The sequence below is a fragment of the uncultured Gimesia sp. genome (assembly GCF_963976445.1).
GTDB lineage: Bacteria > Planctomycetota > Planctomycetia > Planctomycetales > Planctomycetaceae > Gimesia.
Genome location: NZ_CAXBKP010000002.1, coordinates 466062 through 491997, shown reverse-complemented (window position 1 = coordinate 491997; position 25936 = coordinate 466062). Strand labels below are relative to the sequence as shown.

Sequence of the window (25936 nt, the reverse complement as noted above, 5' to 3'; positions counted from 1 at the left end):
ACCATGAATTCGATTCACCATTTGAGTGTAACACATTTGTTTATTTTATTTTCAATGTCACTGATCAGTGGTCCGGGGCTCGCAGGCATTGCTATGGCGGGGGAAAACAAAAAGGGGGCTACAGAAAGTTCTCCCCGTTCCATCCTCTGGGTTAAGCAGGCAGGAGGCAGTAAGCACGATAAAATTCGCGGCATCGCAGTTGATGGGGAAGGGAATTGCTTTGTGACAGGTGAGTTCACCGATCAGGCACAATTCGCTGACCAAAGTGTGATCAGTCAGGGAAAGATGGATTTTGTTCTTGCAAAATATAATCCCGAGGGGGAACTGCTCTGGCTGCAGACGGCGGGGGGAGCTGAGATTGATCGAGGGTATGCGGTAGCCGTCGATCAGGCGGGGAATTCTTATGTGACAGGTCACTTTCAGAGTCCTACATTGCAGATTGGAAATCAAACACTCAAAAATCGGGGAGACTATGATTATTTCATCGCAAAGTATGATCCAGCAGGAAAACTGCTCTGGGCGCATAGCGCAGGAGGGGCCGGATATGATTATGGACACGGCATTGCAGTGACACCAGAAGGAGACTGTTATGTCGCCGGTTCTTTTGCTGGCGAAGTCACATTTGGTGATTCCCAATCAAAAAATAAGCAGGGGCGTTCGCTGTTCGTTGCCAAATATGATACCGATGGAAAAGTGCTCTGGAGTAAGTTGGCCGGAGACGGACGCAGTCAGAGTGGGCATCAGATCGCTGTGGATCAAACTGGGAATTGTTATGTCTGCGGTTTTATCACAGGGCTAGTGGAACTGGACGGCCAAATGGTGGGGACGAATACCAAAGTGCAGGATATTGCACTGATAAAGTTGTCGCCGACCGGCAAGTTGGTCTGGTCCACTAACTCGGGGGGACAGGCGAATGGATTGAGCACGGGCGTCGCCGTTGATGCGCAGGGGAACTGCTATCTGACGGGGATGTTTAAAAATGAGGCAAAGTTTGGCAAAGTAACTCTTAAGAGCAAGGGGGCCTATGATATTTTTGTCGCCCGGATCAACGCCAATGGTACTCCCGCCTGGGCGTATTCCGGGGGAGGCGAAAAAATCGATTATGGCCTGGGTATCGCTGTCGATCGAGTTGGCAACTGTTATGTGACGGGGGAGTTTACCGATGATGTGAACTTCGTGGGAAAACACCTGACTCAGCTGGGAGGCCGGGATATTTTTGTCACGCGTTTCTCGCCAGAAGGAAAACTTGACTGGCTGGAAATGCTGGGAGGTGTTAAAAGTGATTTAAGTTATGCGATTGCCGTCGATCAAAATAACCATTGTTTCATTTCCGGGGCCTTTTCTCCAGCAACTCAGTTTCAGAGTCATCAGTTGAAAAGCCGTGGCAGCAACGACATCTTTTTAATTAAATTGAGCCAGTAATGATGAGAGTTCGTGTTTTAATATTTCTTTGTATTGTTACAGCCAATTTCTCGTCTGGTTTTGCACAATCCGTCGTTGAAAAACCAGTGATACAGCAATCACTGCGGGCGGGTGCACCTCTGGCCGAGACGCGGCGCAAGGCAATTAATGTGTTGCCGTTTCAGCGTCCATTGGATGCAAAGAAACTCAATAAATGGCTGAAGATCAGTTCTCAATGCACGATGGCAGAATTTGAACTGTTTCTATCGCCGTTCTCTGCAGCAGAACAAGAATTGCTGAAAGTGATTGAAGAAAAGCCAGCTCCGATTATCAATCGCTTACACTTTGAAAATCTGCGGCATGTGTTGAAAGAGAAGGCACTCGTCTCATTAAAAATTGAAGAAAGATTACAGCACGATCCCTTAAGCCATACAACGCCGGCCATTGAAAATATGCTGTACGGTGCTTTTGATGCGGTCTTTGCCAGCGTTGGGCCGCCGCATGGTTCACCCCGGTATGGTGATGTGATAATCCGCCTGAAAGATTCCGTGCGGGAAAATGGTTGGGCGACCCCATTCAGTGGTATGCACTTCATGTATGCGGTTCGCCATAAAGATGCTCGTAAAATGCAAGATATGCTGGCTGCTGGAAAGAAGTTGCCAGCTTCACCATATAATCCCCTGCATCTGGGGTTTGATGACCGTTTGCATTTTTCTCATTATGTGGTTACAGAAAAAAGTTGGAACAAGATGCTGGCCTATCAGGCAATTCTCGTGCATCGAAACCTTGATGATTCTCCCGCCAGTCAGAACGTTAAACAGCGATTTACCGATTTACTGACTGAGAAGGACCCACAAAAATTCTGGAGCCTGTATATTCCTACTCGGATCAAAAACGGAACACCAGAACAGGATGCCGAAAATATTCCGTTTGGATATCTGGAAGGCAAGTTCGACGATCAGATATCGATCGATTATTTCACGTCGATTGAAGTTCCGGCGGACAAACTGGCTGAAGTTCGCAGCTGGCCTGAAGCAAAACCATTTTTGCATTTGATTCGTGCCAAACCTGCAGGGACTCCCTAACTGTATCAGAATTGATTGCTACTATGATTAGAGTTACATTCTGTATGTAAGTTTAATATTAGTAAGAGGATAAGGGTGTCTGGTCAGTGCGCTAATTACATTTTCTTGCGCACATCATTCGACGATTTCGGCGAAAAGAACTTGCAACCTTGACAGTCCTGTCGACAGTCGACATTATTGCGGGCAGGCGATAATATCACTTTTTCTTTATGTAATGAGTTCCCATAATTGAAATCTCAGGCGGAGATGCTCATGAATGATGGCTTGCGATTGCTTTTAATCCCCGTGCTGCTGGTCTCAGCGTCCGTATACTCTCCCGCTGAGGAGTCAACTGATTTAATTCAAGCACGCTTTGCTTCGTTGCAGACTCAATTTCAAACCAGACAACAGGCGGTTCTTCAAAAGTATTGTAACCAATGCCATAGCGCATCCGAAAAGCAGGGAGAACTGGACCTTGCGCGATTTCAGACGGTGAATCAAATCCGGCAGGATGTTGTCCCCTGGCAGCGCGTGATGGAGATGCTGGATGATGGTGAAATGCCGCCGAAGGACGCAAAATCACAACCAACGCAGACAGAACTGCAATCGCTACGCAGTTGGGTCCAGTCCGTATTAGATACTGAAGCCAAAGCCAACGCCGGTGATCCAGGCCCTGTTGTATTACGGCGTTTAAACAATGCCGAGTATACCTATACGATTCAAGATTTAACTGGTGTTTCTCTGCAGCCTGCCAAAGAATTTCCGGTGGACAGTGCTGCCGGCGAGGGATTTACAAATGTGGGAAATTCGTTGGTGATGTCTCCGGCACTGGTTCAAAAATATCTTGAAGCAGCAAAGGGGATTGCAAAACACGCCGTGTTATTGCCCGATGGAATTGAGTTTTCCAATCAGACATCCCGTCAAGACTGGACGAATGAAAAACTGGCCGCGATTCGCAAATTTTATGCGCGGTTTACGGAGAGTCACAGTGGTACTGCGGTCAATTTGCAGGGAATCCGATTCGAAACAAATGGAGGCGGGGGGCTGCCTCTCGAAAAATATTTACGAGCGACGCTGCTAGAACGTGAAGCACTGCAGTCGGGAAAGAAAACAATTAGTGATGTCGCGCGCGAGCTTTCTTTGAACGAAAAATATTTACGTACACTTTGGACTTCGCTCAATGACACGGCTCCTTCACGTGTGCTCGATCTCATTCGGGCACAGTGGAAGACAGCGACACCTGATGATGTTTCCGCACTTGTAACAGCCATTGCACAGTGGCAGCAGGCACTCTGGCGATTAACAACGGTCGGACACATTGGTAAGCGTAATGGCCCTGTTGCCTGGCAGGTTCCCGTGCAACCCGTTGCCACGCAACAGGAGTTTCGCATCAAAATACCCGCAGGGAAAGTGAAAGAAGATCTTTCATTGTATCTGGTAACATCGACTGCCGGGGATGGAAACAAAGACGACTTTGCCGTCTGGGAAAAGGCACGATTTGTTGCGTCCGGCCAGCCCGATTTGCCTCTTCGCGATGTGAGGAAGGTTGTATCTGTTCTTTCGACTTACCGTGACAAGCTTCTGGAGAATACAGCAGCGAGCCTAAATGCAGCTATTGAAGCAGGGGAGTCGACAGATGAACGTCAACTGGATCTCCTGGCGCAGAAGCATGGAATGGATCGCGTGGTATTGAAAGCCTGGCTTTCCTATCTTGGAATGCATCAACAACCGGTTCGCATTGATTCCTATATTACCGGAAAAATAGAGCGGGCTCAAAATTACGATTTCATCCAAGGCTGGGTTGGTGAGAATGCGTTGAGTGTCGTTGGAAATTCTTCAGATCAGAGTGCACGAATTCCGGGCGAAGTCCAGCCGCACAGCATTGCCGTTCATCCCACTCCAAAATTACGCGTTGCGGTAGGTTGGAAAAGTCCCATTGCTGGTGCCGTTACGGTGACAGGACATGTGAAACGGGCGCATATTGGCTGTGGGAATGGGGTGACGTGGCGCCTCGTGCTTCATCGCGGCGGAACCCGTCAGTTACTTGCGTCCGGAACTGCTGATTCTGCAAAAGCAGCGGCGCTGGGACCATTTAAGAAGCTTGTCGTCCGACAGGGAGACCTGCTTTCTTTGAGCATTGGGCCACGTGATGGAAATCATTCTTGTGATTTAACTGCCATTGATTTAACAATCCTTTCTGAAAGCAATAGCAAAGCGAAATGGAACTTGGCTAAAGATGTGTCCCCCAAAATATTAGAGGGCAATCCTCACCCCGATCAGCAGGGAAATCAGGCTGTCTGGCATTTTTATAGTGAACCGGACGACGGCAAGTCGGAGGCCAGCATTCCCGTCGGTTCTTTACTGGCTCGATGGCAGGTAGCTCCCAGTGTTGAACTCAAGAAACAGTTGGCTAATCAGTTGCAGTCTCTCATTTCAAAAGGTCCGGGAGATTTGCCCGCTGATTCACCCGATGTCAAACTCTATCGGCAACTGACGTCACTGAATGGCCCGTTCTTTTCATCGGTCCGCGAACAATTACTGACGGATCCCCAAGCAGCCGCTGTTTCCGATTCGACTTCAAAGTATGGTCTGGATCCGTCTCTATTTGGAAAGCACCCACTTGGTCTGACAATCCCGCCTTCGGATCTGTGTGTACAGGCCCCCTCTATGCTGGAACTGGTTATTCCTGCTGACCTGGTAGAAGGTTACGAATTTGTCGTTACAGGAAGACTGCATGCGAAAACGAGTTCCCAAGGCACCGTTCAGCTGAAAGTTATGCAGGACAAGCCAGAGCAACTGGCGAGTCTGACTGCGGGTTCCATTAAACGAGCCGGTCGCAAATCAACCTGGTCCGATGGTGAGAAAGCGGTCATTCCTGTTTCACCAATCCTGGTTTCCGAAAACAGTAAAGTGAAACAACTGGTGCTGGCACAGTTTGATGAATTTCGTCAGTTGTTTCCAGTGGCGTTGTGTTACACAAAGATTGTACCCGTCGATGAAGTGGTGACGTTGACGTTATTCTATCGTGAGGATGATCATCTGCAGCGACTGATGTTGAATGAAGATCAAGTCGCGGAACTGAATAAGCTGTGGAATGACCTCCACTATGTCAGTCGTTCCCCACTCATTCAGGTTGATGCCTATGAACAGTTATGGCAGTTTGCGACACAGGATGCAGATCCCAGTGCATTCACACCGATGCGGAAAGGGATTCTGCAGCGTGCAAACGAGTTTAAAACGCTTCAATTAAAAACAGAACCTGTGCATGTGAATGCGGTGTTGGATTTTGCCGAGCAAGCGTGGAGACGTCCTTTGCTTTCTGTAGAGAGAGAGCAATTATCAGCGCTTTATAATCATTTTCGGGAGCTGGATCTTTCCCACGAAGAGGCGGTACAAATGCTGCTGGCGCGAGTGCTGGTTTCGCCAACGTTTCTGTACCGTAGCGAACAGGTTTCGCCGGGGACAAAACCGACATCGATCAGTGACTGGGAATTGGCATCGCGGTTGAGTTATTTTCTCTGGTCATCGTTACCAGACCTGGAACTAAGAAGTCTGGCTGCCCAGAACAAACTGCATCAACCCGAGATATTGCAGGCACAGGTACTGCGTATGCTGCATGATCCGAAGATGCGCCGCATGGCGATTGAGTTTGGCTGTCAGTGGTTACACATTCGAGACTTTGATCAGTTTGATGAAAAAAGTCAGCGGCATTTTCCGGAATTCAAAGATTTGCGAAGCGACATGTACGAAGAAGTGATTCGCTTCTTTACAAACATGTTTCAGCAGGATCGTTCCGTAATGGAAATTCTGGATGCCGATTACACCTTTGTGAATGAACGATTGGCAGGTTTTTATGGTCTGTCTGGCATGAAGCAAAAAAAGAAGTGGGAGCGGATCGAAGGAGTCAAGAAACAGTCGCGCGGTGGAATACTTGCGATGGCTGCGACACTATCGAAACAATCAGGTGCCTCGCGAACTAGTCCAATTTTACGCGGGAACTGGGTCTCGGAATTCCTGCTTGGTGAGAAACTCCCTCGACCTCCCAAGGATGTTCCTGTGCTTCCTGAAGAAGTCCCCAAGAACCTGACTGAGCGGCAATTGATTGAGCAGCACAGTTCTAACCCCGGTTGTGCGAAGTGCCATCAACGCATCGATGGGTTTGGATTTACTTTGGAGCAATTTGACAGTATTGGTCGGTTAAGAACTAAAGATACCGGCGGTCATAAGATTAATGTCTCGTCAGTGCTTCCCGATGGCACCAAGGTGAGTGGTGTTGACGGGTTGCGTGATTATCTGCTGACGACTCGCCGAGACGATTTTCTACGAACGTTTCATCGTCGACTGTTGGGCTATTCACTGGGCCGCTCGGTCCAACTTTCAGACGAACCGTTATTAGATGATGTTTTACAAAAAATGACTGAAAACGAGTATCGAATTTCGACAGCCATCCAGACGATCGTGTTGAGCCCACAGTTTCGCATGATTCGAGGTGCAGACCAAAAATATCTGAGCAGTATTTCTGGAACTGAATAACTCTTCCACGTCGGAAAGAATTCAGCTCTTTAGAATGATTAAAGAACATTTTACAAAACAATAACCTGTTTTCTAAAACCAAGGAGTAATTCCATGTCTGCTTATTTGACAACCAGGCGTACTATGCTGCGTGGACTCGGTGTTGCCATGTCTCTGCCCTGGTTGGAGTCACTACGGGTTTGGGGAGAAGAGGCAGGCACGACCTCCGTGAAGGGAGAGGCTCCTGTTCGTTTTGCTGCTCTTTTCTCTGGTAACGGATTTCATCGAGAACATTGGTGGGCCAAGGGGGCAGGGAAGTCGATGGAGCTTGGTCCTGTTTTGGAGCCGCTCACTGAGTTTCGTGAAAAGCTACTTTTCATTCGTGGTTTGTATAATGAACAAGCACTTAAAGGTAATATTCACAGTTCTCAAACCGGAAACATCCTGAGCGGGGCACCACTGGAATCAGGCGGGGGGATTCGAAGTGGCATCAGCATTGATCAACTGTTGGCGAAACATTACGGCCAGACAACAAAAGTACCCAGTCTGGTGTTGGGGTGTGAAAAATCGAATCCGTCCGTTCACAAAAATTATTCGATGTTGTATAGCAGTCATATTTCTTGGAGTTCGCCAACGTCGCCAACTCCACTGGAAGTCTATCCGGCACTCGCCTTTGATCGCCTGTTTCGACAGGATGCCAGCAAAAGCGATCAGAGTGTTCTGGATGCCGTGTTAACTGACGCTAAAGACCTGCGGCGTGGAATCAGCCGAAGCGATCGCCAGAAGCTCGATGAATATCTCAATTCCGTACGCGAAGTGGAACAACGCATCGAGCGTGCCGGCCAGCGGGGAGAACTGCAAGGCTGGCGGCCTGCACTCGAGAAACCAAATATTCCGCGCCCCGCTGATGGCATTCCACAGGATATTGCCGATCATATGCGGCTGATGTGTGATATTCTGGTACTCGCATTTCAAACTGATTCCACACGACTCTGTACATTGAAACTCAATAACGATCACTCCTCTCTGCGATTTCCTAACCTGGGTGTTGACTATATGATTCATCACCTGCTGTCGCATCAGGAGTCCGACGATTGGCTCAAGGTCAATCAGTTTTTCTTGAAGCAAGTTGCTTATGTGGCACGCAAGCTGGATGCAATTCAGGAAGGAAGCCGAACCGCATTAGATAACTCTATCATCATGTATTGCAGCAGCATGCTCACAGGCAGTCATGATGCAACCAAGTTGCCGGTTGTGATTCTCGGTCGGGGAGGCGGCAAACTGGAAACCGGTCGTGTGCTCGACTATCTCGACAAACCCAACCGCAAAATGTGTAGCTTGTATTTGTCGCTGATGGATAAGTGTGGCTTACATCTCGATCAGTTCGGCGATTCGACTGAACGACTCGCAGAAATATAAACAGGACATTTTAAATATGGAATCGAATGATTTGTCGAAGGGACGATCACCGCTCAAGACAAAGTTAAAACGTCAGACTTTAACACAAGCAGTCGAGACGCGGTTGCGCACGGAAATTATCCAGGGGCTTTATGAACCGGGGGCTATGTTAACGGAACCCGTTTTGGCGGCCGAGATGGGGGTGAGCCGATCACCCGTACGCGAGGCGCTGCTGATTCTAGAGCGAGACGGAATCGTTGAGTTTGACGATCGGGGGAGAACACATGTTACTTCGATGACGGCTGCCGACTTTGAAGATCTTTATTTTCTGCGGTTAGCGGTGGAACCCATGCTGGCGGTTCATGCAGCAGCGCGTGCGACGGAATCCGATTATGCTGCCTGGGAAGCGAATGTGGCAGCGATGGAAAACACGAACAGTGTTGCCGAAATCAGCCAGCTCGACATGGAATTTCATTCACTGATCGTCGAAGCCAGTCGACGGCCCCGGTTGATCGCGGCCTGGCGATCGTTACGTCCCTCTTTAGAATTATGGTTGGCTGCATTACATCGGAAACACGAACAATTGACGGGACGCGTAAGAGAGATTACGATCGAGAGTCATTTAGAGCTCATCAAAACCCTGCGTGCTGGAAAGGGTGAAGCGATTCGAGAAATGATTCAGAATCATATTCAAGGCTGGTATAAGTGGTTGCCGGAAATGGACGACCTGGCTTGAATGGATCGTTATGAAATTGGTTAGAGTGCGCTGTTTCTCTGTGGCGGAGATGTTTTCTTTTACGTCAGCAACTGTTTGACCACATTTCCGGAAACGTCGGTGAGACGGAAGTCGCGGCCCTGGAAGCGATAGGTCAGTTTCTCATGATCCAGGCCGAACAGGTGCAGGATGGTGGCGTGCAGATCGTGGACGTGGACGGGATCTTTTGTGACGCCCCAACCGATTTCATCGGTTTCGCCGATGACCTGGCCTCCTTTGATGCCGCCGCCTGCGAGCCACATACTAAAGGAATAGGGGTGATGGTCGCGCCCCGTGACGGTTTTGAGGTTGGCGCGGTTTTCTCCCAACGGCGTCCGTCCGAATTCGCCGCCCCAGACGACCAGTGTTTCATCGAGCAAACCCCGTCGCTTGAGATCTTTGAGTAACGCCGCGATCGGTTGATCGGAGATCTTCGTGTAACGATTCAAACCGCTGTCCAGCGAACTATGATGGTCCCAGGTTGATAAAAAGAGCGTGACAAACCGGACGCCGCGTTCGACCATGCGCCGGGCGAGCAGGCAATTTCGTGCATACGAACCTAGAAAACCGGATTGATTACTTTTCGCGGATTCCTCGCGTGTGACGCCGTATTCTTCTAAAGTTGCTTTGGTTTCGCCAGAGAGATCGAGTAACTCCGGTGCTGTCTGTTGCATTCGGAAGGCGAGCTCATAGGCTTTGATTCTGCTGGCGACTTCCGGGTTGCCAATCTGCTCAAATCGCAGGCCATTTAATTTGTTGATGGTCTCAAGGCTTCGCATCTGTGCTTCCGGCGTAATTTCCGGTGGATTGGCCAAATTCAGTACCGGGCTTCCCTGATTACGAAACAACGTGCCCGCGTATTGAGAAGGCAGAAAACCACTTGACCAACTGGATGCGCCGCCGGGCAAGCCGCGACCCAACGTTGCGAGGACCACATAGCCAGGTAAATTCTGTGATTCACTGCCTAGACCGTAGTTGAGCCACGAACCCAGTGTCGGTCGTCCCTGCAGGTCCGAACCACTGAGCATCATGAGTTGGCCGGGCAAGTGATTAAATTGTTCACAGTGCATCGAACGAATCAACGCGATGTCATCGACGCAGGTGCTGAGGTGAGGCAGCAGGTCTGATAGCTCCATGCCACATTCGCCATAACGTTTGAATGTGCGCGGGCTGCCCATGAGCCGTGCCGCTTCTTTCTGGATGAAGGCGAATTTAATGTCTTTCAGTAAAGACTCTGGCATCGGCTGACCGTCGAGTTCGTTCAACTTTGGTTTGGGGTCGAACAAGTCCATCTGGCTCGGTCCCCCTTCCATGAAGAGGTAGATGCAGCGTTTTGCACGTGGTGCAATATGCGCCAGTTGCTTCGGCACTTCGCCGGCGAGTAAGCCGTTGTCCTGCATCAGCGCAGCGAGCGCCACAGTTCCCAGACCGCTGGCACCGGTAGCAAAGAACCGTCGTCGGTTCAAAGCCGCATGCTCATTCTTATTGTTAGATGATGGGGGCAACATATTCAGTCTCGCGTGATAAATTCATCCAGATTCATGACGATCCGTGCGATTTGAATCAGGGCGGTAAGTTGGGGGTTCTCAGTTTGTTTTGTATCTTTATTTCTCTTGTCGGCTAATTGAAGCAGATCGGAATAGGCAGCGCTGAGATGGTTCTGTTCCTGTTCGCTGGCTGGCCTAGCAAGGCAGCGCATGAACATTTCCCGAACGGCCGCGGGGAAATTATCGGAATACCGTTCATACATCTGTTGTCCCAGTACCTGCGCGCTTTCAAAAAATAGGGGGCCGTTCAATAGTGTGAGTGCCTGAAGCGGTGTGTTAGAGCGTTCGCGGCGGCTGCAGGAAACGGTGGCATCGGGAGCGTCAAACGTCATCAGCATCGGATAGGGGACCGTTCGTTTAAAGACAATGTACATTCCACGCCGATAACGCGCGCTCCCCTGGGTGGCGGGCCATTTTACACTCCGTCCGACATCAGTGACGAATGCCGGCAGTGGCGGCCTGATCCCACGCCGTCCAATGGTTCGGTCCATTAACCCGCTGGCTGTCAGATGAATGTCGCGCACGATTTCGGCTTCGAGCCGATAGCTATTTTGTCTCCACAACAGCTGATTATTGATGTCTTGGGGGTTGGAACTGGCATTTGACGCTGAAGACATACGGTATGTAGTTGACATCACGATCAGACGTATCATCGCTTTGCGGCTCCATTCACGACTTTTATATTCCGAGGCGAGCCAGTCCAGAAGCAGTGGATGAGTGGGGGCTTCGCCTTTCGTTCCGAAATCGTTGGGAGTCGAAACAAGGCCTTGGCCAACTAAGTGTTGCCAGATGCGATTGACGGCCACTCGGGGTGTCAACGGATTATTATCCTGAAAGAGCCATTGGGCGAGATCAAGTCGATCGGGCGCCTGGTTTCGCGATGATAGATCGGGAAGCACGAAGGGCGTGCCAGGATTCACTTTTTCGCCGGGACGATTGTAAATGCCGCGAACATGGATAAAGGTGTCCCGCCTGTCCTTTGTTCGTTCCGTGAAAATGGGCGCCTTCGTCGCGGGGGGAGACGGCTTTGTCTGCAGGTGTTGATCCAGTTTGGAAGAGAGGTCTTTCCAACCTGCTTTTTTGATTTGATAAAAAGGAGAGAGGCGTTTCAGTTCGGACGATTTTTTGTGTTTGTTCAGGATACCGGTGATTTCGGTTTTTTGTTTCTCTGTAATACTGGTGTTTTCATACGCTGTTAATTCCGACAGAAGTTTTTGATACGCCGGTTCCCACTTTTGACGGGCCTGTTCGTATTCTAGGTCCTCCCAGGAATTCTTGACTTTGGCTGTGGTTTCATTAGCGTTATTGAAGAAGGCATAAATCTGGTAGAATTCTTTCTGAGAAATCGGATCGTGTTTATGATCGTGACATTCGGCACACCCAAATGTAAAACCGAGCCAGACCATGCCCGTCGTATTCACGCGGTCGACAATTTCTTTGGTGCGATACAATTCGAGATCGACGCCGGCTTCTGTGTTACTCAGTGTGTTTCGGTGAAAACCAGTCGCAATTTTCTGGGATAACGTTGGTTTTTCGAGCAGGTCTCCCCCCAGTTGCTGAATGGAAAACTGGTCAAAGGGCAAATCCTGATTGATGGCATCAATGACCCATTCACGATAGACCCAGGCATGCGGTCGGATGCTGTCTCCCAGGTAGCCATCACTGTCTGCATAGCGGGCGAGGTCCAGCCAGTAGCGGCCCCAACGTTCACCAAAATGAGGAGATGCTAATAGCTCATCCACCAGCCGTTCATAGGCAAGTGGATCTTCGTCGGATACAAACGATTCGACTTCCTCTGGTGAGGGGAGTAGGCCTACCAGGTCGAGATACAGTCGGCGAATGAGTATGCGGCGACTGGCTCCGGGAGCTGGTTTGAGTCCGTTTTTTTTATGTCGCGCCGCCACAAACGCATCGATCGGATTGCGGATTGGGAATTCTGCTGTTGGTTCGATGTCTGCAGGAACAGGGGGGCGATGAAGTGGCTTGAGTGACCATAGTACCGGTGGTTTAATTTCGAAGTCTGCAGGCCAGGCAGCGCCTGTCTTGATCCAGCCATGAATCGTCACCACCTCTGTTTCGGAAAGCGGTGGTTCGTCGCGAGGCATCTCAGCAGTTCCATCTGTTGGAGAAATCAAGTCAAACAGATAGCTGGCAGCCGGGTCACCCGGATCGATCGACGGGCCACTCTCGCCACCTTTTGCAGCAGCCTGAGCCGAGTGCAGTGAGAGTCCGCCTCGACGCACTCGATCATTGTGACAACTCAGACAGTGGCGTTGTAAGATTGGAGCAACATCACGGCGAAAGTCAACTGGTTCTGCACTGAAAGATGTTCCCACTGATATGATCAGCAGTGAGAATATTGCTGTTATGAAATTGGTGAGGAAGCTCTTGTCATTCATTTCGCAAACTGACTTTCAACCTGTGGGATTGAGCCGTCACTTGATCAAAATGGAAGATCGACGCGGATGGCTAAATATTGAAAAACGGTTTCGCTGGCAGACTGTCTTTTCCGGTAGTGGAATCAACCTTGATGAACTACTGATCTGATCTCAATCAGCGTATGGGTTATGCTAACAAGGAGAGAGTTTAAATTTTAACCCGGTGGCAACACAGAATACAAGCCTTTGATCAGCACAGTACCAGTGTTTTGTCACATGAGTATATCTGTTCTATCACAGGTTAATTTAAAGTGGAGAAATAATCTGAGTGCCCGGGTGGCTTTCAATAGCATCAATGATACAATTTTATTGTGAAAATTGGCTTCTGACTCATGCACTCAATCTCAAACCAATGAAACTCTGCTATGAAATCCATCCTGCTGCTGATTCCCGTTCTCTTTGCATTCTCCAGTCAACTTTATGCTGACGAGCGACCGAACATCGTTTTCTTCTTTGCGGACGATCAAACAACCAGCACGGTTGGCTGTTATGGCAATCAGGTTGTTCAGACTCCGAATATCGACGCATTGGCGGCACGTGGTACGCGATTTGAAAACGCTTATGTCAGTCAGGCAATCTGCTGGGTGAGTCGCACGACGATCCTTACCGGCCTCACGGGGCGAAGCTATGGGACTTCAGGGGCTCCGGAACAGGCGCGTCCCGATGCGGTAGAGACTTTGTATTCTGATATTCTGCGTCAAAACGGATATCGCACGGGCTACTTCGGAAAATGGCATGCCAAGATGCCGAAAGGATATAAAAGAGAAGCCCATTTTGATGAATTTGAAGCAATCAGCCGAAATCCTTATTATAAAAAACAACCTGATGGCAGCTTGCGGCATGAAACAGAGTTGATCGTCGATCGTGGTATTGAGTTTGTGAAATCACAACCGAAAGGCAAACCGTTCGCGTTGAACATGTGGTTTAATGCCTGCCACGCTGAGGACAGTGATCGGCGACCGGGAATTGGTCATTTTCCGTGGCCCCGCGCCGTTGATGGGATGTACGAAGACATTGTCATTGCACCGCCCCGTCTTGGTGACCCCGCGATTTTCAACGGGCAACCTGACTTTCTAAAAACGACGATCAACCGCGAGCGTTACTTCTGGCGCTGGAATACCGAGGGTAAATATCAGACAAACATGCGTGCATACTACCGAATGGTCAGTGGCATTGATGGTGCCATTGGACGATTCATGCAGGCACTGAAAGAGGCTGGTCTGGCTGACAATACAATCATCGTATATTCCGCTGACAATGGTTATTACATGGGGAATCGTGGTTTGGCGGGCAAGTGGTCCCATTACGAAGAAGCGATCAAGGTGCCTTTGATTGTGGCTGATCCACGTGTTCCACAAAAACAGCGTGGAAAGGTTACCAATGCGTCGGCGTTAAATCTGGATCTTCCGGCCACCTTTCTTGACTGGGCGGGAGTCAAAATTCCCGAACGATATCAGGGGCATAGTTTGAAGCCAATCGTAGAACAGGAAAAACCTGCCGATTGGCGAACAGAGACGTTCCACGAACATTTTGCAGTTCGCAGTCGCATTCCTGCCTATGAAGGTTTGCGCAACGAACAATTTAAATATGTGCGCTATTTTGACCATGAAAACCATGAATTTCTTCACGATCTGAAAAACGATCCTGATGAACTGGTCAATTTAGCGGGAGAACCTCAGCATGCAAAAACCTTGCAAGAGATGCGAAAGCGGACAACTGAACGTGTCGAAGAGCTGGGAGGCCCGCTTGATCCTCTTAAAGGGAAATTTACCGCATCGACGGCACCTCATCCGCAAGCCTCGGCGGCCGTCGGTGCCAGAGCTGACAAGGAGGGTTTCGTTCGGGTATTCGATGGTAAAACATTGCGTCACTGGGACGGCGATCGAAAGCACTGGTCAGTCGAAGAGGGTGCATTGACCGGAAAAACAGATGGTACGTTGAAAATGAATCATTTTATCACCTGGAAAGATTCGACGATTCGCAATTTTGATTTGCGTGTAAAAGTAAAGGTGACTGCCGGCGGAAACAGTGGCTTGCAGTATCGAGGCATGTCGCGGCCGGATCTTGGTTTGGACATTGTCACTGGTTATCAGTGTGATGTTGTTGCGAATAATCCGAACTACAACGGAATGCTGTATGAGGAACGCGGCCGTCGTATTCTGTCGCACACGGGAGAAAATGTGATTATTGCTCCGGATGGTCAACCGTGGGTTATCGAAAAAATGCCCGTCAAAACGTTTGCTCCCGACGAATGGCATGAATTCCGCGTGTTGGTAGAGGGGAATCACCACCAGCATTGGATCGATGGTCACAAAACAGCTAACCTGATTGACCTGGATGAAAAAGGTCGCGCTCTGGAAGGGGTTCTGGCGGTGCAGGTTCATGTGGGCCCTGCCATGAAAATTCAATACAAGGATTTCAAAATCAAGCATCTGCCCGATGAACTTCCCTTGGAACAGGCGAAAGACCACCCTATCCCGGCGGACGCCTATGGCGTACGACCTCAGGGGCGATTGCCGAAGAACTGGAAGCCGCCGATTTACAGTCAGCGCTGATTTTGAGGGCAGGGGAGTCAGTCACCCGGTTCAGGCTATGTCTGTCGAATCGGAGTTTATATTGATCAACTGAAGCAGGAAGACTCATTCCTGGATGCCACCAGCAGCGGTAAAGGTACAAGGATGTGCTGTTGGCGAGTATTGTTCTGAATTCTTCTGATCTGGATGAAGGAAGATTATGAATAACAGCAGCAATCCTGCAGATCGCTCTTTTTTTTCACCAAATTACCGTGGTGCCGGCGTGTTGTTATCTGTGACATCCTTGCCGTCTTCCTATGGGATTGGTGATTTTGGTTCAGAGGCACGAGACTGGATTGACCGGCTTCAAGCGGCAGGTCAATCCTGGTGGCAGATTCTACCACTGGGACCAACGGGATATGGTAACTCGCCTTATCAGCCTCTCTCTTCTTTCGCTGTCGACTGGCTTTTGATCAGTCCGGATGATCTGGTTGCGGACGGTTTATTACACAAGACTGATCTTTCTGGCATGTCTTTCACAGAATCCGCAGTGGACTTTGATGCCGTCCGATTGTTCAAACAACGTCTACTCGAAATTGTCGGGTCTCACTTTAGTGAAAGAGCTGCGTCAGAGCTGAAACACGCGTTCGAAACATTTTGTCAAGAACAGAAAGACTGGCTGGATGACTATGCCTTGTTTCAGGCACTTAAAGACAGGCATCACGGTGCCTGTTATCTCGAATGGCCGACCGAAGTTGTTCATCGGAATCCGGCCACTCTGGTGAAGGCACGGCAGGAACTGGCGAATGAAATGGATCAGGTGCGCCTGGCGCAGTTCCTGGTCTTTCGGCAATTGAAACGCATAAAGGAGTATGCTCACGACAGGGGAGTTAGTTTCATTGGTGATCTGCCATTTTTTGTTTCGCCTGATTCAAGTGATGTCTGGGCCAATCCGGAGCTATTTCTGCTCGATGATGAATTACGGCCCCGCTTTGTTGCTGGCGTGCCTCCTGATTATTTCAGCGACAAAGGGCAGTTCTGGGGCAACCCGGTTTATGACTGGGATGCTCTCCGTCAAACCGGTTACCGCTGGTGTATCGACCGCATCCGTGCTTTGCTGGCTCATGTGGATTTGATTCGTCTGGACCATTTTCGTGGCTTTGCAGCAGCCTGGCACATACCAAACGGGGCACCGAACGCTCGGGCAGGGCAATGGGTGCCTGGGCCGGGGCACGATTTTTTCAGTGCAGTCCAAAACGAACTCGGTTCGCTTCCCTTGATTGCCGAGGATTTGGGGATTATCACGCCAGATGTGACGATGCTCAGAGACGAGTTTCATCTACCGGGAATGCGCGTACTCCAGTTTGCTTTCGATGGCAATTCCGAGAATCCCTATCTGCCTCACAACTATGTTTCGAACACTGTTGTCTTTACTGGGACTCATGACAATAACACCACGCGCGGCTGGTATGAATCACTGACGAAGGATCAGCGGAAGGTCGTGTGTGAATCTCTGCAACGTCCTATACTGAAGAGTCGGGAAATATCGGCGGTCTTATTGGATCTGGCATGGTCGTCTGTTGCGACGCTCGCGGTGACTCCACTGCAGGATGTACTCAATCTGCGAGCAAACGCCCGAATGAATGTACCTGGTCGTGCAGGGGGGAATTGGCGCTGGCGATGTACTGCAGACATGCTATTTGATCCCGCCTTCACATGGCTGCGGGAATTGACGACAAATACGAATCGGTTACCTGTGATTCAATCAGTGGATAAAGTCTCGACGAATTCTGAGGATCTGAATGAAGGGAGCTGAAAAACATTCGATTCTTGATCAACTACAGTGGCAGGCTCCCTCTTTCAGTACCAGTTGTTATGAGAGTATTTGGTTATCAGGATTGTTTCCCTGGAAAGATGACGGAGTCCGACTGTAAGAGGAACAATCCTGATAAAATTTCTGGGGGTTCGGTTGCCTAATGAATTATCTTCCCACGGTTATGCTTGACTTGTGCATTCGCGTACGGCTGATTACTCGGAAGGGGGTGACTGCCCAATTTGTAGCGATAGCCAGACGGCTTGGAGACCCTTTGCGTACACTCAAAAAGTGTCAGCATAGCTTCCGAGTACTAGATTATATCGCAAGTACTGGTACCTGATGAGAGCTGGTCGCCCTTAGGCACGATTTGGGAGCAGGATGCGAGAGAAGCGATTCTGGGCGGCTCAGAGAGTAGTAATTATACACGGAAAATTTCAGAATAGCGGACCAAAAGTCGATCTTGTAAAGTACTTATATAAAATTGCTTAGGGGTGGGATGACAAGATTTGAACTTGCGACCTCTGCGTCCCGAACGCGTTGCGTTGGGCTGGCAAACCTTGAGACTGAATCAGCGATCGGTCAATTATTAGTAGTTAGTCATTATTGTTGTATAGATGCCTATGCCTCAATGTTAAACTTTGTCAGACAGAAAGCCATTCCGAGATAGAGACCGATCATCACCAAAGTTGATATCCCGAAGCTGGCACTGAAGCCGACTCCTTTCTTTAGTAAATATGGCAAGAGTAGAAAGAATGAGAGCGACGGCAGGACGAGCCAGAAAATATTCCTGGACAGCTCGGAGACTTTGTCTATACTCCCAGTGTCGATGTAGAGCCAGACCATGCCTAAGAAGGACACAAGCGGCAGAGAGGCAAGGACGCTGCCTAAGAGAGAGCTGCGTTTCGAGGTTTCCGATACAGCTACAACCAGTACCGCTGTCAAAGCAACTTTAAAGAAATAATACATGGTTTGTCTCCGGTCTCTCCGCGGTTGATACGTCTTGACTCATTTTTGTCTGAGCCTCCTGTGGCCACCGCAACCGTTTTACCGGAGGCGGCGACCTCAATGGAAACCATAATTATCATCAGACAGTTTATTCTTTGAACTCTCCTTGAGAGGGCTTGCCATCAACCTCACCAAGAACCGTGCCCTCAAAGTCGGCAACATTACCGATGCCAGGATCTGTGCCGACGAATTTCGTCGCCTTCCCGTCGGTTTCATCCTGGGGTACCAGCTTCACTGTCATGGGAGGAACTACTTTACCATCTTCGGTTTTTGTCTCTTTTGTGGTTAGCGTCAGCTCTTTGGCTGTAACCGCTACCGGTGTTTTCTCGTCGTTACCAATAAAAAGAATCATGCATTCATGCTTGGGATGATCCACTGTGAATTCGGCGTGATATTTTCCCAGATCAAACACCACCCCGCCATTTGGTCCTGAACCGTGTGGTGCATGTTCTTCGGTGCTGGTAATCTCATTCTGTTTTTCGGGCTGCTGTGCAGTTTCCGTTTTCGGAGCGTCGGTAGTGCCTTTGTCCGAGCAACCGGTGACGAGTAAAGCTGCCAACAGTAAGCCCAGCGATTTTGTGTACATCATTTCGTTTTCCTTTGCATGATAGAAATAGTTTACGTGTATTACATTCTTATACAGATCGCAGCAGTTCTTCATCAGAGCTTTTACTACGGACCAGTCGTTCGGCATCCTTCCCCGAAAATTTCCAGAATAATCCGGGATGAATAAAAAATTCGCAAAACGTTGAGGTTACCAGACCTCCCAAAATCACAGTGGCGACAGGGTATAAAATTTCTAGCCCTGGTTTATTACCACCCACCACAAGAGGAATCAAAGCAATACCGGCAGTCAATGCGGTCATCAGGACCGGAGCAAGTCTTTCCAAACTTCCCCGCAGTACCATGTTTTGACTAAACGCTTCCCCTTCTTCATCCATCAAATGAAAGTAGTGTGTCACTAACAGGATGCCGTTTCGAACAGAAATTCCTCCCAGGGAAACGAATCCTACCATGCTAGCCACGGTCAGAGTCTGGTTAGTTAATACTAGTGCAAAGACACCACCAATAAAAGCAGTCGGGATGGCGTTCAGAATTTGAAACGTGATCCGCGCTGACGGATAAAGCATCATGAGAACTATAAATATTCCAGCGACTGAAACTGCCGCCAGAATTGTGATCAGAAACGTAGCTGACCGTTGAGCTTCAAATTGCCCCCCAAACTCAACAAAGTAACCGGTTGGCAATGCGACCTGATCACGCACCCGTTCTTCAATTTCAAAGACTGCGCTGGCGAGGTCACGTCCTGAGACATTACAACGGATTGTTTGACGGCGTCTGACGTTTTCTCGGTTGATCAAATTTGGTCCACTGGCTGAACCTGGGAAGTTGGCCACTTCTCGCAAACGTATCTGCCCCCGCCCATCGGGAAGATCAATACGCAGTTCACCCAGATTATAGGGATCTGAGCGATACTGTTCGTTGAGTTTAATCACAAGATCAAATCGTCTCTGACCATCCAATACTTGAGAGACTGCTTCACCTTTAAGTGCAGTCTGTACGAAGTCGGCTACGTATTTCCGGCTCAGACCAAAGAAAGCCAGTTCATCCGGTTTCAGTACAACGTGTAACTCGTCTACCCGTTCCTGAGGGTCGATGATGGGAGGTGTCACACCAGGAATATCAGTGATCGCGTCGCGGACTTCTCCTGCCAACTCGCGCAGCTTGTCGAGGTCGTCTCCATACAGCTTAATCCCGACTTGCGCTTTGACTCCGGATAGCATATGGCTGATCAGGTGAGAAAGGGGTTGTTCCGCTTCAATCCCCACCCCTGGTACATTTGAGCGTAAATCAGAGAGTAGTGTGTCCAGAAACTCGTCCCGACCATGGTCTGAGTCTGGGTTCATCGTCAAAATGTATTCACCAACGTTGACTGGCTGAGCATGCTCATCCAGCTCTGCGCGACCGGTCCTGCGAAAAAAGTGCAATACGGGACCATTCGGATTTTCTGCAGACTTCTGCAGTTTGACAAGTTGCAAATCAATCAGTGAGGATGCTTCGTTCGATGCTTTCAGTGATGATCCGCCAGGTAAAGACACATTGATTTGTACGCTTCCCTCATCAAATTTGGGGAGGAAATCAGCTCCCAGCTTTGACAATTCCCAGACACTGTAGCCAACCAGTGCCCAGGTCAATACCAATAAGATTCCTGCTCGTCGCATACTGAATCGAATCAGGAAGCTCGCTCCCCATTTCAAAATCCGTAGTAAACGCCCATCCTGATGAGTATGAGTTGCCTTTGCTTGCGGCAGGAGATAGTAAGAGAGAACCGGTGTGACCGTCAGTGAGACCAGTAACGAAGCCAGGATGGAAACGATATAGGCCAATCCCAATGGGATAAACAGACGACCTTCCACGCCGGACAAAGCAAACAGAGGCATAAAGGCCAGGACGACGACTGCTGTACCAAAAATGATTGCCGAACGAATTTCCTTACTTGCTTCATACACGACCACAATGGCAGGTTTAGGGTTTGAACTCGTATTGTTTTCGCCTAAGCGTCGAAAGATATTTTCCACGTCTACAATGGCATCATCAACCAATTCGCCAATAGCAACTGCAATTCCTCCCAATGTCATTACGTTGATTGATAATTCTGTTCCAGACATGACCCCTACTATGCGGAATACCAGAGTTGTGATCACCAACGATAATGGAATGGCTGTCAACGTGATGAATGTTGTGCGAAAGTTCAGGAGAAACAAGAATAATACGATCACAACAAGAACAGCACCAATGACAAGTGCTTCTTCGACGTAGTAAATCCCTCGGTCAATAAAACTCTTGAGCTGGAATAGGCTGGTATTGATTACAATATCGGCAGGCAGCGTTGATTCTGCGTCACTCAGTGCTGCCATAACGTCGTCGGTCAGTTTTCTCGTGTCGGCATGCGGCTGTTTGACAATTGTAATAACAACCCCTGCATGTCCATCAATACTGGCGTCGCCTCGTTTTGGGGCAGGACCTTCCACGATTTGTGCCACCTGGTACAACAGTACGGCACGGTCTCCATTCATTTTGACTGGAGCTTTTCGGAGTTCTTCCAGGACATCGTTCGTCAGAGCACCAAGACGACCAATCACTCTCACAGAACGTTCTGTCTGACCACCGATGATGAACCCGCCACTGGCATTCAGGTTATTAGACTGGACGGCGGCCTCAACCTCCTGAAGTGAAACGTTATATTCTTGCAACTTGATGGGATCAACCAGGACCTGATACTGCTTCTCATCCCCCCCCATGACAATGATCTCTGCAATACCGGTCAGCTTCAGCAATCGCGGTCTGATTAACCAGTCCGCAGTGGTACGCAAATCCATTCGTTCTTCCAGGGGAGTCGGGAAGTTTACATCGTAGGACTGTTTATTCCAGACAAACGTCACTTCACGCCCGGGGCTTGTCTCATCCCATTTGGGATTCTCGACTTCAACCTTCTTCCACAAACTAAGATCGTTTCGATTCACCGGATTCCATACGGTCAGTTCAGGCCTCGCCTTATTTTCTGTGCGTTCTGCCAATAATCCCGTCTGCCCAACCGCAGTCAACTTTCCACCTTGTGGTCCCTTTCTGCGATGAATTCCAACATGCAGAATCTGCCCCATAATCGATGCCTGAGGAGTCATGATCGGACGAATGCCTGGTGGCATCGGAACATTTGCCAGGCGCTCTGACACAATCTGTCGAGCGTACCGAGGTTCCGTCTTCCAACTGAACTCGATGTAAATGACATTCATGCCCTGACTGGATTGACTGCGGACATCTTCGACCCCGTTGGCTCCCAGGATCGCTGTTTCTATTGGATAAGTAACCAGCGTTTCGACTTCTTCAGAAGACATGCCAGGACACTCTGTCAGAATCACGACCCGAGGTCGATCAAGGTCTGGAAATACATCGATCGGTAATGTTGTCGTTAAATATCCCCCATAGGCCAGGACAACGACACAGGCGGCAAGAACCAACGTTCGATGGGTCAGTGAGAGTCGGATGATTGAATTGAGCACGGTATTCCCCTAATTCCCTTCGTCTTCGTTCTTATGGAGACTGCCATCGGCGTGAATGTGGTAGCCTTCAGGCAAGTCATCGCCTGATGAGGACTTCAACATGCGATTTAACTGTTCGGCAGAACTCTGTACTACAAACGAACCAGGCATGAGTGATCCATCATTCGCAACGACGGTATAGCGTCGGTCTCGTTCCAGGACTCGAACCGCCTTGCGTTGAAACGTATTGACGTTCTGAGTAAAAACAAATGCTTCAGCCCCATCGCGGGCAACGGCATCCGTGGGAAGTACGAATACGTTTTCGAGCTTTTCGACCCGGATCAAGATGCGGACTTTATGACCTGGACGAAACCGCCAGAGTACCTGGGTCATTCCATCTTGTTTCACCACTCTAGATTGATTCTCTAACGCCATGCGGAAAGCAAAGGTACGATTAACCGGATCAATGACATTTGCCAGATGTTGAATCAGAAAAACCTGATTAACGGGGGGCCAGTCTGCTAGCGCGTTTTCCTGAAAGTCCACTTCAACTGGCCAACTGGCTTTAACACTTTGTTCAAGAAGTTGTGTTTCGTCTCGAAATGCCCGACCTTCTATTGCCAGCAGTTGATGATTTGCCAGCAAACACAACATTTGACCGGTTCTGACCTGTTGGCCTAGATCGATTTTGCATTCCTGAACTTCAAAGGAAGGGGGGGAGTCCCGTTTTACTTCCTCACCTGTCGCCTGCTGCGCGGCAGAGGTTCCCAATAGTTTGGATTCGCTAGCTTGAGAGGGAACGAAAATATTCAGCTCTTTGACGAAATTACCTGCAGCCACTTCGTTCAACTGATTCGGTGTAAAACTCCGACTGAGTAGTTCCTGACGGTATCCCTTGATTGCCACTTTTAATCGTGTGATTTCACTGGCGACTTCAATGATCCGGGCACCGGGGACTGCTCCTCCTGAAGATTCCAGGCGTTTCTTTTTTGCCTCAGCGAGTTTGATTTCTTGCGTATCTTTAAACAGTTTCGACTGGGTCTGCTGCAAAGACTCGCTAAGAATGCGAATCGTATAAAGTACTTCTCCGGGGCGGACTGTGTCACCTGGGAAATAATTCATTTTGTCGACCACACCGTCGACTGGAGAAATGATCCCTCGATCACTGCGGCCTGGCCGATCAACAACCATTCCCGGGACCTGTAGCGTTTTCCAATAAGTCTCGGGCAGAATAGATTTGACCTTCAAACCCAGATTGGCGATCGCCTGGTCTGAGAGGACGATCTTTTCTTTGGCTGAGTCTTTTTTATTGCCGGTCTTTTTCGATGAAGCCGCTGAACTGCTGGCTTCACCAGACTGGTTCTGTTCCAAAAGAGGCAACCAGCTTTCACGCAAAATAAATCCTGTTGCAATCAAAACAGTAATAGCGATTGCCAGGATGGGTTTCATTAATTGAAGAAGTACCTTCATGACTGTCCCTTTACAAGGCCACGGATCGGAGCTCTGAAGATCCGATTTCTTCGCGTCACGAGATCAGCTGAAATCAGAAAAAAATGTTTTCGACCTCAGAATGGATATTGAATCTGAAGAGCTTTTCGCAGCTTTACTGGAAAACAAACCAGCATGCATTGAGAAATTCATCGACGCCATAATACGAAGCAGGTCAGCAGCATGTTTGTCGAGAGACTGCCTGCACAGAAAGAGTACGCTTAAATCAAGAAAGCGTGATGGCGGACAAAGAGCGGGGTATCAGGACCTGGAGGCGCGCAGTCACGACTGTTCCATTCAGGCTTAGAATGGAACAGTGAGCAGGCCAGTGCATCTGTTCCAATAATGCTCCACTGAAAGAACAGTGAAAGATCTATTTTCAAAGTAGAACGCGAACCTGCAGTCAAGTCGGCACTGTTCAGATAAACGGCAGAGGAGTCATGATCAAACGGAGATTCCATCTGAGAAGAATTCTGCTTGTCACGATCAGAATGTGAGTCATTCTGATGTTCGTGGCTGTGAGTACCATGCTGATGAACATGCCCATGATGTTCGTCAACGGCAGATGAATTGACATGAATATGGGCGTGCAAGCCGTGTCCCGCAGGCTGGTTGCCTGTATGTGAGTGCCCGAATGTGACTGACTGAGTCAGCAGCACGAACGGGATCAAGATCAGGGATACGATTCTTCGATTCATACTCATGGTTTCGGTAGAAAACTTCGAAATGTTGAAATTATTCTAACGATCAGATTGCTAATGTCCAGACGGAACTATCAAAATGCTTTATCTACCTCATTTTGAGTCAATTGTTAAAACAGACAGGTCCTAAAAGTGGCTCCCTGTTAAAAAAGGATCACACAAAGTCTGAATACACTTGCTTAAGTGCTACGGAAACCTGCCAAGGCAGACTTGAGTTTCTGGCCTAAGCATCATCAGGCAAAAAGTTCAGCGTGCTCTCAGGCTCGATTTGGGAGCAGTTTGCTTTTTCGAATTGCCAGATCCAAGGAGACTTTTTTCGGTTTATCGGGAGCTGCTGGAAGTAGATGGGAGGCACGTCGTCAGGCTGGGTCAGGAGTCTCATGGATCTGCCCTGAGTCTGGTTACTGGTCTGGGACCTTTACAGCGATGTGGACTTCACCCGGAATAGTGGGCGCCTGCAGGAGAGTTCATACTCTCTGAGAGGGGGCCGGTATGCCCAGAAATGGTAAATCATCGTCTTCAAACCTCAAGTTATCGCGGCGCGTTTATTCTGAGGAATTCAAGCAGGATGCAGTGCGGGTGTTTGCTCAGAAGGATTATTCACGCGCTGAGGCTGCTCGGAGCCTGGGAGCCCACGTCAGCCAGATTCGTAAACGGAAAGAGAAATTCATGGCTCAGTCTCCTGTAAAGAAAGGAAATGAAACTTTTGCCTGCAAGAAAGGTTCTGTCAAACAAAGACAAGGACTTTCAACGGGCATCCGGATTCGTTGCCACTATAAAACAAAGTCATTGCTACCATCGATTCCAAGTCGAAGTGTCAATGAATTGCGATAACGTTTTTCATATGCACTCTCTTTGGAACAATAAAGCGAGTCAGCCCTTCGGTTCTCCAATCATCACACAGGTCAAACAAAAAACTCAAATACAAACACGACTGGAATTTCTGGGAAAAATCGCTTGAAGTGCATAGTAGTTTAAATGAACTGGACGTGAAGATTACTGACGTAGCTTTTCAGGTGAATTTGTAGCACATCGTGCTCAGCAAAGAAAAAGGCACCATTCCCTTGAAACAGAATCAAATTCACCATACTTCAGGCAAAAGCCCTCATAGAATAAACTTCCCATTCATCCCACCTTTAACCAAGAAACAATTGACTTTTGTCCCAGTGATTGTTTAGAGTGAAATCACTACTGAACAAATTTCCGAGATGTATACCACCCCTGTATTGAATACTCACACCTTATGCCGCCCCGGGAGA

General features: G+C 49.0%; 16 protein-coding genes. 9 read left to right on the top strand and 7 right to left on the bottom strand.

The annotated features are described in order from the left end of the window. Positions 1-3 precede the first annotated feature (3 nt). The 5 genes from AAC022_RS04335 to AAC022_RS04315 all read left to right on the top strand — a co-directional run bounded on the left by AAC022_RS04335 (position 4) and on the right by AAC022_RS04315 (position 9111). Positions 4-1422, top strand: coding sequence for an SBBP repeat-containing protein (locus AAC022_RS04335; RefSeq protein WP_339728357.1), 1419 nt, complete (start codon positions 4-6; stop codon positions 1420-1422). An 86-nt stretch (positions 1423-1508) separates the two neighbouring features. Further along, the gene (locus tag AAC022_RS04330; protein ID WP_339728355.1) at positions 1509-2486 is read left to right on the top strand and encodes a hypothetical protein; all 978 of its coding nucleotides are present in this window, start codon (positions 1509-1511) and stop codon (positions 2484-2486) included. 252 nt (positions 2487-2738) lie between these two features. Further along, complete coding sequence (locus AAC022_RS04325; protein ID WP_339728353.1) at positions 2739-6998, top strand: DUF1592 domain-containing protein; 4260 nt, start codon at positions 2739-2741, stop codon at positions 6996-6998. A 93-nt stretch (positions 6999-7091) separates the two neighbouring features. Continuing rightward, on the top strand, positions 7092-8396 hold the full coding sequence (locus AAC022_RS04320; RefSeq protein ID WP_339728350.1) for a DUF1552 domain-containing protein: 1305 nt from the start codon (positions 7092-7094) through the stop codon (positions 8394-8396). A 16-nt stretch (positions 8397-8412) separates the two neighbouring features. Continuing rightward, the gene (locus AAC022_RS04315) at positions 8413-9111 is read left to right on the top strand and encodes a GntR family transcriptional regulator (protein WP_339728348.1); all 699 of its coding nucleotides are present in this window, start codon (positions 8413-8415) and stop codon (positions 9109-9111) included. Between the two features lie 59 nt (positions 9112-9170). Here AAC022_RS04315 and AAC022_RS04310 read toward each other — a convergent pair whose 3' ends face one another. Both AAC022_RS04310 and AAC022_RS04305 read right to left on the bottom strand, forming a co-directional pair. Next, positions 9171-10637, bottom strand: coding sequence for a DUF1501 domain-containing protein (locus AAC022_RS04310; protein ID WP_339728346.1), 1467 nt, complete (start codon positions 10635-10637; stop codon positions 9171-9173). A gap of 2 nt (positions 10638-10639) precedes the next feature. Next, positions 10640-13012, bottom strand: a complete 2373-nt coding sequence (locus AAC022_RS04305) for a PSD1 and planctomycete cytochrome C domain-containing protein (protein WP_339728343.1) — start codon at positions 13010-13012, stop codon at positions 10640-10642. Between the two features lie 52 nt (positions 13013-13064). Between AAC022_RS04305 and AAC022_RS04300 the strand changes: the two genes are divergently transcribed. From AAC022_RS04300 to malQ, 3 genes are all read left to right on the top strand, one after another. Beyond that, positions 13065-13223 (top strand): hypothetical protein, encoded by a 159-nt coding sequence (locus AAC022_RS04300; protein ID WP_339728341.1) that lies wholly within the window; start codon positions 13065-13067, stop codon positions 13221-13223. Between the two features lie 256 nt (positions 13224-13479). Then, positions 13480-15669 (top strand): sulfatase-like hydrolase/transferase, encoded by a 2190-nt coding sequence (locus tag AAC022_RS04295; protein ID WP_339728339.1) that lies wholly within the window; start codon positions 13480-13482, stop codon positions 15667-15669. Between the two features lie 178 nt (positions 15670-15847). Continuing rightward, positions 15848-17443, top strand: coding sequence for a 4-alpha-glucanotransferase (gene malQ / locus AAC022_RS04290; protein ID WP_339728337.1), 1596 nt, complete (start codon positions 15848-15850; stop codon positions 17441-17443). A gap of 618 nt (positions 17444-18061) precedes the next feature. On the opposite strand, the gene AAC022_RS04285 is transcribed toward malQ, so the two are convergent. The 5 genes from AAC022_RS04285 to AAC022_RS04265 form a co-directional block, all read right to left on the bottom strand. Further along, positions 18062-18409 carry a DUF3147 family protein gene (locus AAC022_RS04285; RefSeq protein ID WP_339728334.1) on the bottom strand — a complete coding sequence of 116 codons (348 nt, stop codon included), beginning with the start codon at positions 18407-18409 and terminating at the stop codon, positions 18062-18064. 127 nt (positions 18410-18536) lie between these two features. Next, positions 18537-19037: a hypothetical protein gene (locus AAC022_RS04280; protein ID WP_339728332.1), complete on the bottom strand. Its 501-nt coding sequence runs from the start codon at positions 19035-19037 to the stop codon at positions 18537-18539. A 46-nt stretch (positions 19038-19083) separates the two neighbouring features. After that, on the bottom strand, positions 19084-22509 hold the full coding sequence (locus tag AAC022_RS04275; RefSeq protein WP_339728329.1) for an efflux RND transporter permease subunit: 3426 nt from the start codon (positions 22507-22509) through the stop codon (positions 19084-19086). A 9-nt stretch (positions 22510-22518) separates the two neighbouring features. Beyond that, positions 22519-23958 (bottom strand): hypothetical protein, encoded by a 1440-nt coding sequence (locus tag AAC022_RS04270; RefSeq protein ID WP_339728326.1) that lies wholly within the window; start codon positions 23956-23958, stop codon positions 22519-22521. A 239-nt stretch (positions 23959-24197) separates the two neighbouring features. Then, positions 24198-24674 carry a hypothetical protein gene (locus AAC022_RS04265; protein WP_339728324.1) on the bottom strand — a complete coding sequence of 159 codons (477 nt, stop codon included), beginning with the start codon at positions 24672-24674 and terminating at the stop codon, positions 24198-24200. Between the two features lie 495 nt (positions 24675-25169). Here AAC022_RS04265 and AAC022_RS04260 point away from each other — a divergent pair, with 495 nt between their 5' ends. Further along, positions 25170-25511 carry a transposase gene (locus tag AAC022_RS04260; protein WP_339728322.1) on the top strand — a complete coding sequence of 114 codons (342 nt, stop codon included), beginning with the start codon at positions 25170-25172 and terminating at the stop codon, positions 25509-25511. Positions 25512-25936: the final 425 nt, after the last annotated feature.

Excerpts from the sequence above, each read along its gene's own strand:
- AAC022_RS04335 (WP_339728357.1), top strand. The coding sequence starts at position 4 with ATGAATTCGATTCACCATTTGAGTGTAACACATTTGTTTATTTTATTT.
- AAC022_RS04325 (WP_339728353.1), top strand. The coding sequence starts at position 2,739 with ATGAATGATGGCTTGCGATTGCTTTTAATCCCCGTGCTGCTGGTCTCA.
- AAC022_RS04320 (WP_339728350.1), top strand. The coding sequence starts at position 7,092 with ATGTCTGCTTATTTGACAACCAGGCGTACTATGCTGCGTGGACTCGGT.
- AAC022_RS04315 (WP_339728348.1), top strand. The coding sequence starts at position 8,413 with ATGGAATCGAATGATTTGTCGAAGGGACGATCACCGCTCAAGACAAAG.
- AAC022_RS04310 (WP_339728346.1), bottom strand. The coding sequence starts at position 10,637 with ATGTTGCCCCCATCATCTAACAATAAGAATGAGCATGCGGCTTTGAAC.
- AAC022_RS04295 (WP_339728339.1), top strand. The coding sequence starts at position 13,480 with ATGAAATCCATCCTGCTGCTGATTCCCGTTCTCTTTGCATTCTCCAGT.
- malQ (WP_339728337.1), top strand. The coding sequence starts at position 15,848 with ATGAATAACAGCAGCAATCCTGCAGATCGCTCTTTTTTTTCACCAAAT.
- AAC022_RS04285 (WP_339728334.1), bottom strand. The coding sequence starts at position 18,409 with ATGTATTATTTCTTTAAAGTTGCTTTGACAGCGGTACTGGTTGTAGCT.
- AAC022_RS04280 (WP_339728332.1), bottom strand. The coding sequence starts at position 19,037 with ATGATGTACACAAAATCGCTGGGCTTACTGTTGGCAGCTTTACTCGTC.
- AAC022_RS04270 (WP_339728326.1), bottom strand. The coding sequence starts at position 23,958 with ATGAAGGTACTTCTTCAATTAATGAAACCCATCCTGGCAATCGCTATT.
- AAC022_RS04265 (WP_339728324.1), bottom strand. The coding sequence starts at position 24,674 with ATGAATCGAAGAATCGTATCCCTGATCTTGATCCCGTTCGTGCTGCTG.
- AAC022_RS04260 (WP_339728322.1), top strand. The coding sequence starts at position 25,170 with ATGCCCAGAAATGGTAAATCATCGTCTTCAAACCTCAAGTTATCGCGG.